Origin of the sequence: Parafrankia elaeagni (assembly GCF_000374165.1) — a bacterium.
GTDB classification, from domain to species: domain Bacteria; phylum Actinomycetota; class Actinomycetes; order Frankiales; family Frankiaceae; genus Parafrankia; species Parafrankia elaeagni.
Genome location: NZ_KB893783.1, coordinates 42119 through 56675 on the forward strand (window position 1 = coordinate 42119; position 14557 = coordinate 56675).

Annotated in this window: 11 protein-coding genes, 1 tRNA gene and 1 pseudogene; 9 read left to right on the forward strand and 4 right to left on the reverse strand. The window is 73.4% G+C overall.

The features are described 5' to 3' along the window. Positions 1 to 22: 22 nt before the first annotated feature. From B207_RS0129620 to B207_RS0129630, 3 genes are all read right to left on the reverse strand, one after another. Entirely contained in the window at positions 23 to 2524 is a 2502-nt protein-coding gene (locus tag B207_RS0129620; protein ID WP_018640320.1) for an alpha-amylase family glycosyl hydrolase, read from the reverse strand. Positions 2525 to 2538: 14 nt separating this feature from the next. Next, entirely contained in the window at positions 2539 to 3216 is a 678-nt protein-coding gene (locus B207_RS36315) for a DUF6629 family protein (protein WP_018640321.1), read from the reverse strand. A gap of 155 nt (positions 3217 to 3371) precedes the next feature. Beyond that, complete coding sequence (locus B207_RS0129630) at positions 3372 to 4901, reverse strand: Kelch repeat-containing protein (protein WP_026311573.1); 1530 nt, start codon at positions 4899 to 4901, stop codon at positions 3372 to 3374. A gap of 203 nt (positions 4902 to 5104) precedes the next feature. Here B207_RS0129630 and B207_RS0129635 point away from each other — a divergent pair, with 203 nt between their 5' ends. The 6 genes and pseudogenes from B207_RS0129635 to B207_RS0129660 all read left to right on the forward strand — a co-directional run bounded on the left by B207_RS0129635 (position 5105) and on the right by B207_RS0129660 (position 10523). Beyond that, on the forward strand, positions 5105 to 5530 hold the full coding sequence (locus tag B207_RS0129635) for a nitroreductase/quinone reductase family protein (protein ID WP_018640323.1): 426 nt from the start codon (positions 5105 to 5107) through the stop codon (positions 5528 to 5530). After that, on the forward strand, positions 5530 to 6696 hold the full coding sequence (locus tag B207_RS0129640; protein WP_018640324.1) for an SDR family NAD(P)-dependent oxidoreductase: 1167 nt from the start codon (positions 5530 to 5532) through the stop codon (positions 6694 to 6696). The genes B207_RS0129635 and B207_RS0129640 overlap by 1 nt, the downstream gene beginning before the upstream one ends. Beyond that, a pseudogene (locus tag B207_RS0129645) lies at positions 6696 to 6956 on the forward strand (protein kinase domain-containing protein); the annotation flags it as partial. The gene B207_RS0129640 and the pseudogene B207_RS0129645, both read left to right, overlap by 1 nt. A 199-nt stretch (positions 6957 to 7155) precedes the next feature. Continuing rightward, positions 7156 to 8205 (forward strand): CobW family GTP-binding protein, encoded by a 1050-nt coding sequence (locus B207_RS0129650; protein ID WP_018640326.1) that lies wholly within the window; start codon positions 7156 to 7158, stop codon positions 8203 to 8205. A gap of 341 nt (positions 8206 to 8546) precedes the next feature. Further along, positions 8547 to 9458 (forward strand): L,D-transpeptidase, encoded by a 912-nt coding sequence (locus B207_RS0129655; RefSeq protein ID WP_018640327.1) that lies wholly within the window; start codon positions 8547 to 8549, stop codon positions 9456 to 9458. Positions 9459 to 9638: 180 nt separating this feature from the next. Beyond that, positions 9639 to 10523, forward strand: coding sequence for a universal stress protein (locus B207_RS0129660; protein WP_018640328.1), 885 nt, complete (start codon positions 9639 to 9641; stop codon positions 10521 to 10523). 147 nt (positions 10524 to 10670) lie between these two features. Here B207_RS0129660 and B207_RS0129665 read toward each other — a convergent pair. Continuing rightward, positions 10671 to 10743 (reverse strand) — tRNA-Leu (locus B207_RS0129665). 166 nt (positions 10744 to 10909) lie between these two features. Between B207_RS0129665 and B207_RS0129670 the strand changes: the two genes are divergently transcribed. The 3 genes from B207_RS0129670 (at position 10910) to B207_RS0129680 (ending at position 14535) form a co-directional block, all read left to right on the forward strand. After that, entirely contained in the window at positions 10910 to 11509 is a 600-nt protein-coding gene (locus B207_RS0129670; protein WP_026311575.1) for an ANTAR domain-containing response regulator, read from the forward strand. Continuing rightward, on the forward strand, positions 11506 to 13176 hold the full coding sequence (locus tag B207_RS0129675; protein ID WP_018640330.1) for a branched-chain amino acid ABC transporter substrate-binding protein: 1671 nt from the start codon (positions 11506 to 11508) through the stop codon (positions 13174 to 13176). Before B207_RS0129670 ends, B207_RS0129675 begins: the two co-directional genes overlap by 4 nt. 219 nt (positions 13177 to 13395) lie before the next feature. Next, positions 13396 to 14535 carry a branched-chain amino acid ABC transporter substrate-binding protein gene (locus B207_RS0129680; RefSeq protein ID WP_018640331.1) on the forward strand — a complete coding sequence of 380 codons (1140 nt, stop codon included), beginning with the start codon at positions 13396 to 13398 and terminating at the stop codon, positions 14533 to 14535. The last annotated feature ends 22 nt before the right edge of the window (positions 14536 to 14557 follow it).

Below are 14557 nucleotides of genomic sequence, written 5' to 3' on the forward strand. Positions count from 1 at the left end.
GGCCGACGCGCACAGGTGGCCGTCATCGGTGGAGGCCGCGCCGGCCGCGCCGGCCGAACCGGCCGCGCCGGCCGAACCGGCCGCGCCGGCCGAACCGGCCGCGCCGGCCGAACCGGCCGAGAAGGCCGCGCCGCTCGCGCCGGTGGAACACCTGGACGGCGAGGGTGGGCAGGTCGAGTCGGACGGTGTCCCCGCGGGGTGACAGTGCCCGCCTGCCTGTGACGGCGGCCCGCCCGCCGAACGGCGCGGCGTCGGTGGTCAGCACCGGGCGCCAGCGCGGGCCGGACAGTGCCGGGTGGGACAGGACGAACCCAGGGGTCGGCTCGTCCCGCAGGCTCGCCACCACGAGGAACTCCTCGTCCCCGGCCCAGCGCCGGAACGCCACGACCCGGGCCGCGTCGTCGGTGCCGACGATCTGCACGGCCCGGGAGCGCAGCGCCGGCTGACACAGTCGCAGCGTGACCAGGGCCTGGTAGCAGGCGAACAGCCCGGCGCCGGGGCCGGCCCGCAGCCCGGCGAGATCCTCCTTGGCCTCGGTGAACCGGTCATGCAGGTAGGGCTTGGCCGCGCCCAGCTCGTCGCCCATCAGGAACATCGGGGTCCCGGGGGAGAGCAGGGCCAGTGCGGCGACGCAGCGCAGGCGGGCGTACGCGTACCAGGCGGTCTCGCCGTGCAGGGGAGCGTGGTCGACGGCGACGAGGATGTTGCGGGCCGACTGCTCGGCGTTCCCGGCCTCGTCGTGGCTCTCCGTGTAGACCACCGTGTGGTCTGCCGCTGCGGTGAGTGCGGTGGCGAACTGGCCCATCGCCAGCGGGCCGCCCTGGCCGCGGCCGGCGGTGTGCAACAGCCGGGCGTGGCCGTGCCCGTTCCTGCCGTCGCCGATCAGGTGATGGTAGAAGCCGGCGTACCAGCGGGCGTCGAAGCCGAGCCCGCCAGCCTCGGCGGGCCTGGTCACCTCCGCCCAGCCGGAGTGGTCCTCGGCGACGAGGATCACCCGCGGGTCGATGATGCGCAGCGTCTGGCACAGCTCGCGCAGGAACTTGCGGCCGGCGATGTTCGCCGCCGGAACGGTGGTGCCGTCCGCATGCAGACTGTTGTAGGCGTGGATCGAGGTGGTCTGGTCCACCCGCAGCCCGTCGATGTGGAACTCGTCGAGCAGCGCCGCCGCGCTCGCGATGAACAGCGCCCGGACGTTCTCGTCGTGGTAACGCGGCGCCCAGCCGGAGGAGATGTTGTCCAGATAGCCGCCGTCCGGGTGTGGATGGTCGGCCTCGGTGCCCTCGTACCAGTAGTAGATGTTGCGGCTCGGCGCCACGCTGTCGACCTGCCAGGCGCTGCGCTGCGCGTTCGGGCTGTAGTGGTTGTAGACGACGTCCATCAGGACGGCGATGCCGCGCTGGTGGCAGGCCCGGACGAATCCGCGCAGGGCCTCGCGCCCCCCGGCGCTCTGCTTGACGGCCAGCAGGTGCGAGCTGCCGTAGCCCCAGGACCGCGTCCCGCTGAACTCGGCCATCGGGAGCAGTTCGACGGCGTTGACACCCAGCTCGGTGAGGTGGTCCAGGAACGCCAGCGCATCGGCGAAGGTGCCGGCACCGGTGTGCCCGAAGCCGAGCGCGCCCACGTGCAGCTCGTAGACGACCAGGTCCTCGACCCGGCGTGGGACAGGCCGGGCCGGGTCGAACTCGTCCGCCCAGAACCGCGCGTCCTCACGGTTGTCGACGACGACCGAGCAGCTCACGGCCCCGTCGAGGTCCGCTGCCAGTCCGCCGTAGCGGGCACCGCACGGGTCGACGTCGCCGGTGCCGCGCTGGCGCAGCGAGTACATGTCGGACCGCCAGGCCACCGACCCGTCGTCACGTACGACCCGGTAGGCGTAGCAGCGCCCGACCCAGTCGGCGAAGCCGGGGGCGGCGGCCTCCCACCAGCCGTCCGGCAGCCGGCGCATCGGCAGCCGGGTGAGGAGCTCGTCCTCGCCGTGGCCGTCGTCGGCGATGTAGCCGCCCGGCCCGGCGAAGGCCACCTCCACGGAGCGGGCATGCGGCGCCCACATCCGGAAGCGGATCCGTTCCTCGGCGCCGGGCCCCTGAACGACGCGGCGCGCCCCGTTGTGCCGGTGGCTCGCCAGCCGGAACTCGGCCCGCGCCACCGGCCCGCCGTCCGGCGCGATCATGATCTGGCGGACCTGGGCGGTGGCCTGCGGGTCCGCGACCTCGGCGGGGACACCCCACACCCGCGAGCCGTCGGGACGGTGCAGCGACACACCCCAGTCGGCCGTCCACGCGGTGGTGGCGTCGAGGGTGACCGAGGCACGGAAGGCGGCGCAGCCGTCCTCGGCGGTGAAGCGCTCCATCGGGGTGGACGACCAGTCGGCGGCGGGGCGGCCGGCCTGGTCCCAGCTGCCGACCAGCTCCGCCTCGGCCGCGATCGGCCGCCCGGTTCCCGTCAGGTAGACGAAGTCGACGCGGACGGTGCCCGGTGTGTGGGAGGCCGACGCGTGCGGGTCGGTACTGTGCTCTGTCGTCATCTTTGTCCAGGATGTCACCTCTCCGCGAGGTTGGGACGCGCGGGAGCGCCAGCCCGGGCACGCAGGTGCCAGGCGATCGACACGCTGGTCGCCGCGGCCCACAGGCACCACAGCGAGGTCACGGCGGCCGTCGACACCCAGGCGAGGGCGGCGACCGCGACCAGGTTCACCGCGCCGAACCGGCGCAGGAACAGCTGGCTGGAGAGCAGGAGCACCCCGCAGGTGCTCACCAGGTACAGCGCGATCGGGACGGCGCCCGCCCACAGATCCACCGTGTAGGTGATGTGGTGCTCGTCGGCACGGGCCCGCACCGGCCCGGTCACCAGCGCGGCCGCGAGCCAGGCGGCGCACACCGCGCCCGCGGCCAGCAGCGCCGCCCCGGCCCGCCGCCTGGACGGGGAGCGCTCCAGCGCCAGCATTACCACCGGTACGTACACCGGGAGGATCACGAGGGCGAAGGTCAGGTAGACCGCGGTGGCAGCGGATCTCGCCGCCGCGCTGGCCCCGGGATCAACGAAGTCCCCGCGCACGCCCCACCAGACGAACGCCTCGGTCAGTGAGTGCGCCGCGAACAGGACCGGGAGCGCCGCGAGCGGCAGGGAGGCGCGGTCGTGGACGTGGCGCAGCGCGTCCACCCCCACCGCGCCGATCGCGACGGCCGCGACGACATCCACCTCGGGTGCGAAGCACATCGTCCCTCCGGGCAGCAGCAGGCGGCGGCGGGGCGGCGGGCGGCATGCGTGTCGGCGCCGTCCCCCGTGGACATCCACAGGGAACGACGCCGACAGACGATCTTATTTCATGCGATGTTCATTTCTGGTCGGTCACTCGCTGGTCGGTCGTTCGGTCACTCGCTCAGCGACGCGGTGGTGTCCAGCGGTGCGCCGGAACCGGAGGAGCCTCCGGCCACGTAGACGTGGCCGTCGCCACCGGTGGCGGCACCATGACCGGTCCGGGTCGCCAGCGCGCTGCTCGGGCCGGCGGACCACCTGTCGTCGTCCGGGGTGAACACCTGGGTGTTGCCGACAGCGTCCCCGTCACCGTCCTGACCGCCGACGATGTAGACACGACCGTCAGGACCGGTCGCGCCGGCGGCGTCGGCGACAGCGGTCGGCAGGCTGGCGACCTCCGCCCAGGAGCCGCCGCCCGACCCACCGGAGCCCGGCGTGTAGGCGTAGGCGTCGGAGGAGGCCTCCTTGCCGGAGCCGTTACCGGCCTCCAGGCCGCCCGCGGCGAGGATCCGCCCGTCCGGCAGGCCGGCCAGGACGGGAGCGGCGTTCGCCGACGGCGGGGCGGCGGCCGTCGACCAGTCCCTGCTGTCGGGGTCGTAGATCGCCAGCGTCGTGGCGTCCAGCACGTAGATCTTCCCGTCGGTGCCGCGGGTGGCGCTGGGGTCGGCCATCGGCTTCGGCAGCGACGGAGCGGTCGTCCAGTCGCCGGTCGACGGCGTGTAGACCTCGACGGTGTCCGTCGCGCCGCCACTGTTTCCGCCGTTACCGGCGGTACGGCCACCGATGGCGTAGATCCGGCCGTCCGGGTCGGTCGCGGCGGCCAGGTGGCTGCGTGCCGTCGGCAGGTCCGGTGCGTCCGACCAGGTGCCGGCCTTCGGGTCGAAGACCTGGACGGTGCTCACCGGTGCGCCCGCGCCGCCGTTCGGACTCGCCGACGCGGAGCTGGTCGGGCTGGCTGAGCTGGTGGGACTGGCGGTGCTGGTGGGGCTGGCGGTGCTGGTGGGGGAGGTCCCGCCCGGCAGGCCGGGGGAGAGGTCGTCGGGCGTCTCGGTCGGCAGGCCGCCGTTGTACGCGGCCGGCGTCAGACGCACGCCGGGGGTTTCGTCCGGGCTGGCGGAGCCGGTGGGCGTCATGGGGGTGGCCGTCGGGGTATAGGTGGCCGTGGGGGTCGCGGTGGAGGAGGTCGCGGTCGGGCTCCCCGACGGAGTGGCCGATGGTGTCGCCGTCGTGCCGGCACCGCCACCCGCGCCGCCGGCACCGGCGGCGGTCTCGCCGCCGAGGGCGAAGATGCGGCCGTCGCAGGCGGTGGTCGTTGCCAGGTGCGTGCGCGCCTCCGGGAGGTCTGCGACAGCCTCCCAGCTGCGTAGCGGCCCGGAGACGTCCGGCAGCGTGGGGCACTTGCCGGCCGCGCCGCCAGGAGTGCTGCCGGCGGCGCCGCCGGGGGCGGGAGTTCCCGACTGTGTCGGGCTGCCGGTCGGGCTGGTGGTCGGCGATGCCGTCGGGGTCGCCGACCGGGTGGGTGTGGCGTCTGGGGCGGCGCCCGCGCCCGGGGCGAGCAGCGCCGGCGTCGCCAGGGCTGCTGTCAGTGTGGCGGTCAGCACGAACGCGCGTGAGGCACAGCGCTGGGACGTTCGTGACCAGCTCATGGGTTTCCCCCTCCGAGGCCCCGAGCGGGACCGGACCGTTGGGTGGACGTTGTCGCGATGGCACTCGTGACGGGCACGCACGGTCTTCCCGGTACTCCGGAGAGTAGTCATATCTGTGCGTGACTTCGGTGGGTCACCCGAGGCGGGTGCCAGCGACGGCCAGGCGACAATCGGTGCTCCCACCTGCGCCGTAGGCTCCAGGCATGGTGAGCGAGCGCGGGTTCAAGGCCCTCAACGCGACGCACAGACTCCTGACGAAGGCGACCCGGGGCCGGCTCGGCTGGCGCGCCGGCGGCATGCCCGTCCTGGAGCTCACGACGACCGGGCGCCGCAGCGGCAACCGGCACACGATCATGCTCACCTCGCCGTTGCGGGATGGCGGAGCGATCGTTCTCGTCGCGTCGCGTGCCGGTGATGACCGGCACCCTGACTGGTACCACAACGTCTGCGCCCATCCGGACGTCGACGTCCGGCTCCGGGGTGGTGCGTGGCAGCCGATGCACGCCCGGGTCGCCACGCCGGCGGAGCGGGAGCGGCTCTGGCCGCGGGTGGCCGACACCCGCTGGTACGAGAACTATCAGGCCAGGTCCAAGCGGGTGATCCCGCTGGTTCTGGTCGAGCCGCGTTGATGCGTGCCCAGGCCGGCTGGGGACTCGCCGACGTGCCGGACCAGCGGGGGCGCACGGCCGTCATCACCGGCGGGAACTCCGGCCTCGGCTACGAGACGGCGGCGGTCCTCGCCGAGCGCGGCGCGACGGTCGTGTTGGCCTGCCGTGACCTGGCGAAGGCCGAGCAGGCAGCCGCACGGATCAGGAAGGGCGCGCCGGATGCCGACGTCCGGCTCGAGGAGCTGGACCTCCTCTCGCCGGCGTCGGTGCGGGCCGCCGCCGGGCGGCTCCGCGCGGCCCACCCCCGCCTCGACCTGCTGATCAACAACGCCGGACTGATGCGGCCGCCGCGGGATCTCTCAGCGGCTGCCGCTGTCGCCGCCGGCATCGAGCCGACGTTCTACGTCAACCACCTGGGGCATTTCGCGCTGACCGGTCTCCTGCTCGACCGGCTGCTGGCCAGTCCGGGGTCCCGGATCATCACGGTGAGCAGCCTGGTCCACCTCGTCGGCCGGGCCGATGTGGAGGGGCTGGCCCGCCTGCCGGCTCCGCGGGTCTCCCCGGAGGCGCTCCGGCCCGCGGCGCCGGGTGGCCGGCTCCCGTCGCGGCCGCGGCTGCACTATCCGTGGTCGAAGCTGGCGAATCTCATGTTCACCTTCGAGCTGCACCGCCGGCTGGCCGCCGCCGGTGCCCCGACCCTCGCGGTGGCAGCCCATCCCGGCATCGCCCGGACGGATCTCACCCGCAACCTCACCCCGCCGGCCCGCGTGTTCCTCGGTGTCCGCGCCGCGCCCGTGATGTCGTGGCTGATCCAGAGTCCCCAGATGGGGGCGCTGGCCACGCTTCGCGCCGCCACCGACACCGCGGCCCGCGGCGGGGACTACTACGGCCCGTCCGGCTGGTTCGGGAGCACCGGCCTGCCCGCCGCCGCGCGGACCAGCCCCCGGGCCCGCGACGCCGAGCAGCAGCGCCGGCTGTGGCGGGAGTCCGAGCGCCTCAGCGGCGTGACCTACGACTTCGGCGTCGGCCCGGCCGCGGAGGGAGCCCAGGCTCCGGCGCCGGTCACGGCACCCGGCATCCGGCCTCCGGCGAGAAACCGGCCCGCCGAGCCCGACGCCCGGCCGGCATACTGGGAAATGGCTGACCACGGCGGATCTGACTCCGGCGGACAAGGTGGGGAGCGTTGATGGCGGATGTCCCTGCCCAGACGGCGCCGCTGGAGGCCGCCGACCCGGCCCGGATCGGCGGATACGAGCTCGTGGGCCGCCTCGGCACCGGCGGGATGGGCACGGTCTACCTCGGCCGCGGCGGCGACGGGCGCCAGGTCGCGGTGAAGACCATCCGGCCGGAGTTCGCCCGGGATCCGGAGTTCCGTGCCCGGTTCCTGCGCGAGGCGCAGGCGGCGCGGCGGGTCACCCGGTTCTGCACCGCCGAGGTGCTCGACGTCGACCGGGATCTCAAACCGGGCAACATCCTGCTGTCCTCGTCCGGGACACCGGGCACGCCGACTTCTACGCGGCGTCCGGCCCGGTCTGGGTGATGAACCCGGACCGCACGGGCGAACGCGAACTCGACCAGGGACCTGCCAGCGGGCCCGTCCACTGGGCCGCCGGTCCGTGACGACGAGGAAGGCCGGGAGGGCGGGGATGGCGGTGCGGGTTCCGGTGATCGCGCTTACCGGGTACCTGGGCGCGGGCAAGACGACGGTGCTCAACCGGCTGCTCCAGGCACCCGGAGCACGCCTCGGGGTGGTCATCAACGATTTCGGGGCGATCAACGTCGACGCCCTGCTGGTCAGCGGCCAGGTGGACGAGCCGGCCTCGATCGCGGGTGGCTGCCTGTGCTGTCTGACGGACACGGACGGCCTGGACGCGGCGCTGGAGAAACTGACCCACCCGCGGCTGCGGCTGGACGCGGTGATCGTGGAGGCCAGCGGCGTGGCCGACCCGCCGGCGCTGGCCAGACTCATCGGCTACAGCGGTGTGAGCCGGGTGCGTCCCGGTGGTCTCGTCGACGTGGTCGACGCCGCCCACTACTTCGAGACGGTCGACACCGGCGGCCTGCCGCCCGCCCGGTTCGCCTCCGCCTCGCTCGTTGTGATCAACAAGACCGACCGGCTCCCGGCGGCGGATCGCACCACCATGGTCGCGCGGATCACCGCCCGGGTGCGCGAGAGCAACCCGCACGTGCACGTGGTCGACACCGCGCACGGCCGCGTCGACCCGCAGCTCGTCTTCGACGCCGCCACCCCGCACGACCCGGTCGACGAGCTGCCGCTCGCCGCGCTGGCCCGCGAGGACCACGATCACAACGACGACCACGACCACGGGCCGCATCCGCGTGTCGACGCCGTGACAGTGCCGGCCACGGGGCCGGTCGATCCCGGTCGGCTCGCCGATCTGATCGAGGACCCGCCCGCGGGCGTCTACCGGCTCAAGGGCACCGTGATCGTGAACACCGGGCGGAGCCTGCGCGGCCATGTGGTCAACATCGTCGGGCGGCAGGTCCACGTCATGGCCGCGACCATGCGGTCCGGCGCCGCGGCGACCGGTTCCGAGGGCCTGGTCGCGATCGGCATGCATCTCGACCAGACCGCTGTCCGTGCCCGCCTCGAGACGGCCCTGCATCCCTGCGCCGACCGCCCCGCGACGGAGGGCGTCCGCCGGCTCGCCCGGCACCGGCGTCTGAGCGTCTGAGCGCCCAGAGCGTCGGGCCGGGTATTGCCGGCGGTTCGTGAACACAGACCGTCCGGCCCGGTCGGACCAGCCCGGTCGGCAGCGAACTGGTCGGTGTGGCCGACCGCTCGGCGAGTCGTCACCCTAAGTAATGCCTGTGGCCTGATAATGCCCGTCCCGGGACTTCTCCGAAGGACGTCCCGGCGCAGGTGCGCCACCAGCGGATCCTAAGGAGCACTGGATGAGCGGGACATCGGCGCGGCGCCGTCGACCGCGGTCCTCGGTACTCACCGTCACCGTGGTGGCGGCAGGCCCCGCCGGCCTCCCCAACGTGCAGTTCGACTGAAACCGGCGGACCAGCCGTGCATGACGCAGGTGCCGAGTCCGGCTCCGGTCCCGAGTCCGGCTCCGGTCCCGAGTCCGGCTCCGCGGAGTCCCTCGGCCCGGCGGGACCGTCCAACCCGGCGCGGCCGCGGGGCCCGGCGGTGACCCGTCGGGTGGTCGTGCTCGGCGGCGCGGCCGCGGTGACACTGGGATCCGGCGTGGCCGCGCTCGTCCTCGCCGTGACCAGGGGCGGGGCGGACGGCCCCGCGTCACCGCGCGGCGGCGCAGCCGTCCCCACCGGCGGGCCTGGCCAGGCGACCGGCGGTGTCGGGCTGGCGGCCGGGCTGACCCCCATCGCGCAGCTGCGTGGGGACAGCGCCGCGTTCGATGTCCCCGGCGGGCCGCGCCGCGGGACGGTGCCCGGACGCTGGCGCGGCGCACCGTCCGCGCTGCCGGTGCTGGAGAGCCAGCCCGGCTGGCTGCGGGTGCGGCTGGCACAGCGGCCCAACGAGTCGGCGGCCTGGATCCGCTCCACCGACGCCGCGCTCGTCACCAGCTCCCACCGCATCGAGATCGACCTCACCGAGCGTCGTCTGCGGCTCTACGACCGCGAGGTACAGGTGCTCGACGCACCGGCCGGGATCGGGGTCGACGACCATCCGACCCCGGCCGGCGAGTACTTCGTCGCGCTCTTCGCCCCGCCGCCCGACCCCGGCTACGGCGACTTCGTCCTGGTCACCTCGGCCCACTCGACCACGATCACCGACTGGGACTCGTCCGGCGACGCCATCGTCGGCATTCACGGCCCGCTCGGCAGCGAGGTGGCGATCGGCCGGGACGGTGCCCAGGTCTCCCACGGCTGCGTCCGCCTGCAGCGCGCCGACCTCGCCCGCCTGCGCGTCGTCCCGGCCGGATCCCCCATCAAGATCCGCTCCGGGTCAACCATCTGACCGGCACGCTGCTACCGACGAGTGACGGGTGGACCCAGGTCGAACGTCCCGCCTCGGCGGTGCCCTTCGCCGTTCGAGAAACCGCTGGTCACGACGGACGATGAGACTGGCCACATCGGGTTCTTCCGATGGGCGGGTGGGCGAGCAGGCGAGTGACGCGGACTGGAGGTCCCGAAGGTGATGACCGAGGACAGACGGGCGATTCTTGTCGGTATCGACGGTTCGGTGGGATCCGAGGCCGCCCTGAGCTGGGCCTATGCAGCGGCTCAGGTGGAGGACCGCCCCGTCACCGCGTTGCTGGGCTGGACGGCGGACGGGTTGCCCCGGCCGGTCTACGAGGCCGCGCTCGCCGCCGACCGACACGGGCTGGCGACCGCCGCCGCGCAGCTGCTGGACCAGACCATCGCCCGGGTCCCGATGCCGGATCCTCCGGTCGAGCTTCACCGGGTCGTCGTCGACCACGACCCGGTCGAGGCCCTCCTCGCCGAGGCCAAGAACGCCGCCGTGACGGTGGTCGGCGCCCGCGGGCCGGGCCTGGCACACCGTGTCCTGGCCGGATCCGTCGCGCAACGGCTCCTGCACCACTGCACAGGCCCGGTTGTCGTGATCCGCGGCGCCGCGAGCTCCGTCCGGCCCGACCGACGGCCCATAGTCGTCGGTGTCGACGGCTCCGGGCCCTCGCAGGCGGCCGTGCGCTGGGCGGCGGCACAGGCCGCGGCACGCAGCGCCCCGCTGCACCTGGTCCACGCCTATCGGATCAACCTCGCTCCGTCCGGCGTCCCTCTCGACGACTACTTCTACCCGACGCTGCGCAGAGACGCGGAACGGCTGCTGGCCGACGTCGTGACCGCCGAGATCGACGACGAGGCCGACATCGACGTCCGCCAGGCCGCCGTTGACGACTCGGCGAGCCGCGCGTTGCTGCACGCTTCGCAGGACGCGCAGCTTCTGGTGGTGGGCACGCGGGGGCGCGGTGGTTTCGCGGAACTGCTGCTCGGCTCGACGGCGCACCAGTGCGTGCTGCACGCGGCCTGCCCCGTCGCCGTCATCCACGGCCGAGCGTGACATGCGCCGACGGCCTCGACCCGGGCCGCACGGTCCTCGGGTCGCGCCGTCCTCGGGTCGCGCGGCCCTCGAGTCGAGAACCCACGGAGCTCGCGCACCCAGGATCGAGAATTCGGGGCCAGGTCGAGGCCCCGAGACGTCACAACGTACCCCGGGTGGGATTCGAACCCACACTGTCGGTGGTTTGAGCACCGTCTCTCTGCCGTTGGAGTACCGGGGCGGGTCGGCGAGGTCCGCGGCGCTGAACGTCGCGGAACGTCTCGTGCACGACTCTAGCCGGGTAGGGTGCGATTCGACCGCTCGACCCGGACAGATTACGGGCGAGCGGGCCGCACCCCACGCCCGCCGCCCGATCGTGACGACCGCACAACCAGGAGTTCACCTCGATGAGCCAGCCTTCTTCGACGCCGCGTCGGGTGTTGATCGCTGAGGACGAAGCGTTGATCCGGCTGGATCTCAGGGAGATGCTCCAGGAGGAGGGCTACGAGGTCGTCGGCGAGGCCGGCGACGGCGAGACGGCGGTCGCACTCGCCGGGAAGCTGCGCCCCGACCTGGTGATCCTGGACGTCAAGATGCCGAAGATGGACGGTATCGACGCCGGAGCCAAGATTGCCAAGGAGCGGATCGCGCCGGTCGTGATCCTCACCGCCTTCAGCCAGCGGGAGCTCGTCGAGCGGGCCCGCGAGGCGGGGGCGATGGCCTACGTGGTCAAGCCGTTCCAGAAGAAGGACCTGCTGCCGACCATCGAGATGGCGATGAGCCGGTTCACCGAGATCGTGAGTCTTGAGGCCGAGGTCGAGGACCTGCAGGGTCGCCTGGAGGCCCGTAAGATCATCGAGCGGGCGAAGGGTGTGCTGCAGACCGAGCACGCGATGACCGAGCCTGATGCCTTCCGCTGGATCCAGCGGACGTCGATGAACCAGCGCCGGACCATGCGGGCTGTCGCCGAGGCTGTGCTGTCGGGCGAGGCGCTGCCAGGCTCGTGACCGGGCAGGACCCTGGCGCGGCCTCCGGCCCGGCCACCGGCCCGGTTCGTGCGCGGGCGGTGTCGCGCCTCGTCGGCGGTGCCGCGCGCGCGGCCCGCGCGGTGCGGGGCTGGGTCGGCCGGTCCGTCCTGACGACCCGCGGCCGGGTGCTGCTCGCGGCGGTCCTCGTGGTGGCGCTGGCTCTGCCCGGTGGGCTGGGCCTGCTCCTCGCCTCCGAGCTCGGCGGTGACGGCGGTGGCCCGGGCGAGGACAGGATCGCGACGATCGGGGTGCTGGCGCCCCTCTCCGGGGCGTCCGCGGACGCGGGTGTGAGCGTGCGCAACGCGGTCACGCTCGCCGTCGAGGAGGCGAACCGGCAGGGGATGATCCCTGGCTGGAAGCTGCAGGTCGTGGCACACGACGACCTGTCCCGGCCGGACGGCGGCGCGGCCGGCGCGGACCTGTTCGCCGACGACGACCGGATGATCGGGGTCGTCGGCCCCCTCAGCTCCAGCGTGGCGATGGTGTCGCTGGGCCGGCTGAGCGAGGCCGGGCTTCCCGTGGTCTCGCCGTCCAACGCCGAGCCGACGCTGACCTCGGCGCCGGCCTCGCCGGACGTCCGCCCCTTCCCCACCTACTTCCGGCTCTCCGGGACGGACGCACAGCTCGCCGGGGTCGCGGCCGACTACGCGCTCGACACTCTCGGCCGGTCGCGCATCAGCGTGATCGACGGCGGTCCGGACTACGGCACGATCACGCTCGCCGAGCGCTTCGCCCGGGATGTCCGCGACGCCGGCGCCACCGTGCCGACGGTGCACCGGGTGGACGGCGGCGCGATCGACGACGAGCAGATCGAGGAGACGGCGAGGGCCGTCCGGGACGAGGCTCCGGACCTGGTCTACCTGGCGACCGGCGCCGACGTCGCGGGGAAGCTGCGCCAGGCGCTCGTCGACGAGGGTGTCACGGTGCAGGTGCTCGGCGCGGACGGGCTCCTCGACCGTGACTACCTCGACCGCGCGGGTGCTCTCACCGAGGGTGATCTGGTCACGGATCTGTCGGTTCCGCTGTCCCGGCTGCCGTCGGCCGGCGCGTTCGTCACCGCCTACGCCAAGCGGTTCGGTGAGCTCGAGACCGTCGCCAGCCTGCTCCCGGAGGGGCGCGGGGACGTGCCCGCCGCCGAGTCCGCCGCCGAGTCCGCCATCGCGGACACATCCGCGGCCCGGTCGGGTTCACCGGACACGACGCGGCCCGACGGGGGAGCCGCCGCGCGCCTCGGCGACCCCGGTGATGGCGGTGACGGCGGTGCCGGCGGTGACAACGCCGCCGGCACCTCGGGCGTCACAGGGGCAGGCGTCGACGAGGAGGACGCCCGGAAGCGGGAGCTGGAGCTGGCCCAGTCCACGGAGCTGGCCGCCCTGTGGGCGGACGCGATCCCGCCGGTGGCGGCGTCGGCCCACGACGCGGCGCGGGCCCTGATCCGGGCGGCGTCGGCCACCCTGCCGGGGCGTTCGGCGGTGGACGCGGACCTGCGCGCGGCGATGGTCCGCGCCGTCGGGGCCGGGGAGTTCGTCGGTGTCACCGGTCAGATCGCCTTCGATCCGAAGGGCGATCTCCGTGACCCTCGGGTCACGTTGTACTCGGTCCTGAGTGGCCGGTTCGTCCCGTTGCGGGTCGAGTCGACGCGCTAACGCTCCGCCCCCAGATGGATTCCCAAAGCACTCAAGTGCCACGGGAAGTCGTGACACGCTCACTTTGAGCTTTCATAGCTGGGGAGGAGCGACTAGTTTCCGCTCCGCGGAGCGCGCCCGCGCGCCGGTGAGGCAGCGGAAGGACGTTGCATGACGGCCACCCCACGGACCCTTCGGCCCCGATCGACGCGGACGTCTGCGTGGCGTCCCGTCGCCGCGATGGTCGCCGGTCTCGCGATGGTCGGCGGGCTGCTCGCCGCCTGCGGAGGCGACTCGGACGACGGCGGCAAGAAGGAGTACCTGATCGGCTTCCAGGGGCCGCTCTCCGGCGAGAGCCAGCAGCTCGGCATCAACGCCTACAACGGCGTGCTGACCGCCGTCGAGCTCGCCAACCAGGACAGCAGCCTGCCGTTCACCCTTCGCATCGTTGCCTCCGACGACCAGGGACAGCCCGAGCAGGGGCCGACCGCCGCGCAGAAGCTGATCGACAACTCCGACCTGATGGCGGTCGTCGGCCCGGTCTTCTCCGGGGCGACGAAGGCCAGCGAACCGCTCTACAGCCAGGCCGGGCTGCTGTCGGTGAGCCCGTCCGCGACGAACCCGACCCTGACCGATCTCAACTTCACCAGCTTCTACCGGGTGATCGCCCCGGACACGGTGCAGGGCGCCGGCGCGGCCGAGTACCTGGCGAAGGCGGTCAGGGCCAAGCGGGTCTACTCGCTCGACGACCGCAGCGAGTACGGGACGGGCCTGTCCGGCGCGATCGAGCGCGGCCTGGAGCGAGCCGGGGTGCCGTTCACGCACGACGGGATCAACCCGACCAAGGACTACACCTCGCAGGCCACCAAGATCATGGCGGACGGTGCCGACGCCGTCTACTACTCGGGCTACTACCCCGAGTTCGCGCTGCTCACCAAGGCGCTGCGCGGCAAGGGCTACGACGGGGTGATCCTCAGCGGCGACGGCTCGAACGACGACCAGTTCATCCGCCAGGCCGGCGCGGCGAACGCCGAGGGCGCGCTCATCACCTGCCCCTGCTCGGACGCCAACTCCGACCCGGCCGCCGCCGGCTTCGTCGCGGACTACAAGAAGGTCAACAGCGGCCTGAAGCCCGGCACCTACTCCGGCGAGGCCTACGACGCCACCAACGCCGTCATCTCGGTGCTGCGCGAGCAGGGCACCGGGGCGAGCCGGGAGTCGGTGCTCTCCGCGTTCGGCAAGGTCGACCTGCCCGGTGTCACCAAGCGGATCAAATTCCAGCGCAACGGTGACGTCGAGGGCTCGACGGTCTACGTGTACCAGGTGAAGGACGGCCAGCGCACCGTGCTCGGGCCGGTCAGCACGCTCGTGAAGCCTTGACCCGGCGCGCCGGGCGGCGCCG

Coding starts and splice junctions, on each gene's coding strand:
- B207_RS0129620 (WP_018640320.1), bottom strand. CDS start 2,524: ATGACGACAGAGCACAGTACCGACCCGCACGCGTCGGCCTCCCACACA.
- B207_RS36315 (WP_018640321.1), bottom strand. CDS start 3,216: ATGTGCTTCGCACCCGAGGTGGATGTCGTCGCGGCCGTCGCGATCGGC.
- B207_RS0129630 (WP_026311573.1), bottom strand. CDS start 4,901: ATGAGCTGGTCACGAACGTCCCAGCGCTGTGCCTCACGCGCGTTCGTG.
- B207_RS0129635 (WP_018640323.1), top strand. CDS start 5,105: ATGGTGAGCGAGCGCGGGTTCAAGGCCCTCAACGCGACGCACAGACTC.
- B207_RS0129640 (WP_018640324.1), top strand. CDS start 5,530: ATGCGTGCCCAGGCCGGCTGGGGACTCGCCGACGTGCCGGACCAGCGG.
- B207_RS0129650 (WP_018640326.1), top strand. CDS start 7,156: ATGGCGGTGCGGGTTCCGGTGATCGCGCTTACCGGGTACCTGGGCGCG.
- B207_RS0129660 (WP_018640328.1), top strand. CDS start 9,639: ATGACCGAGGACAGACGGGCGATTCTTGTCGGTATCGACGGTTCGGTG.
- B207_RS0129670 (WP_026311575.1), top strand. CDS start 10,910: ATGAGCCAGCCTTCTTCGACGCCGCGTCGGGTGTTGATCGCTGAGGAC.
- B207_RS0129680 (WP_018640331.1), top strand. CDS start 13,396: ATGGTCGCCGGTCTCGCGATGGTCGGCGGGCTGCTCGCCGCCTGCGGA.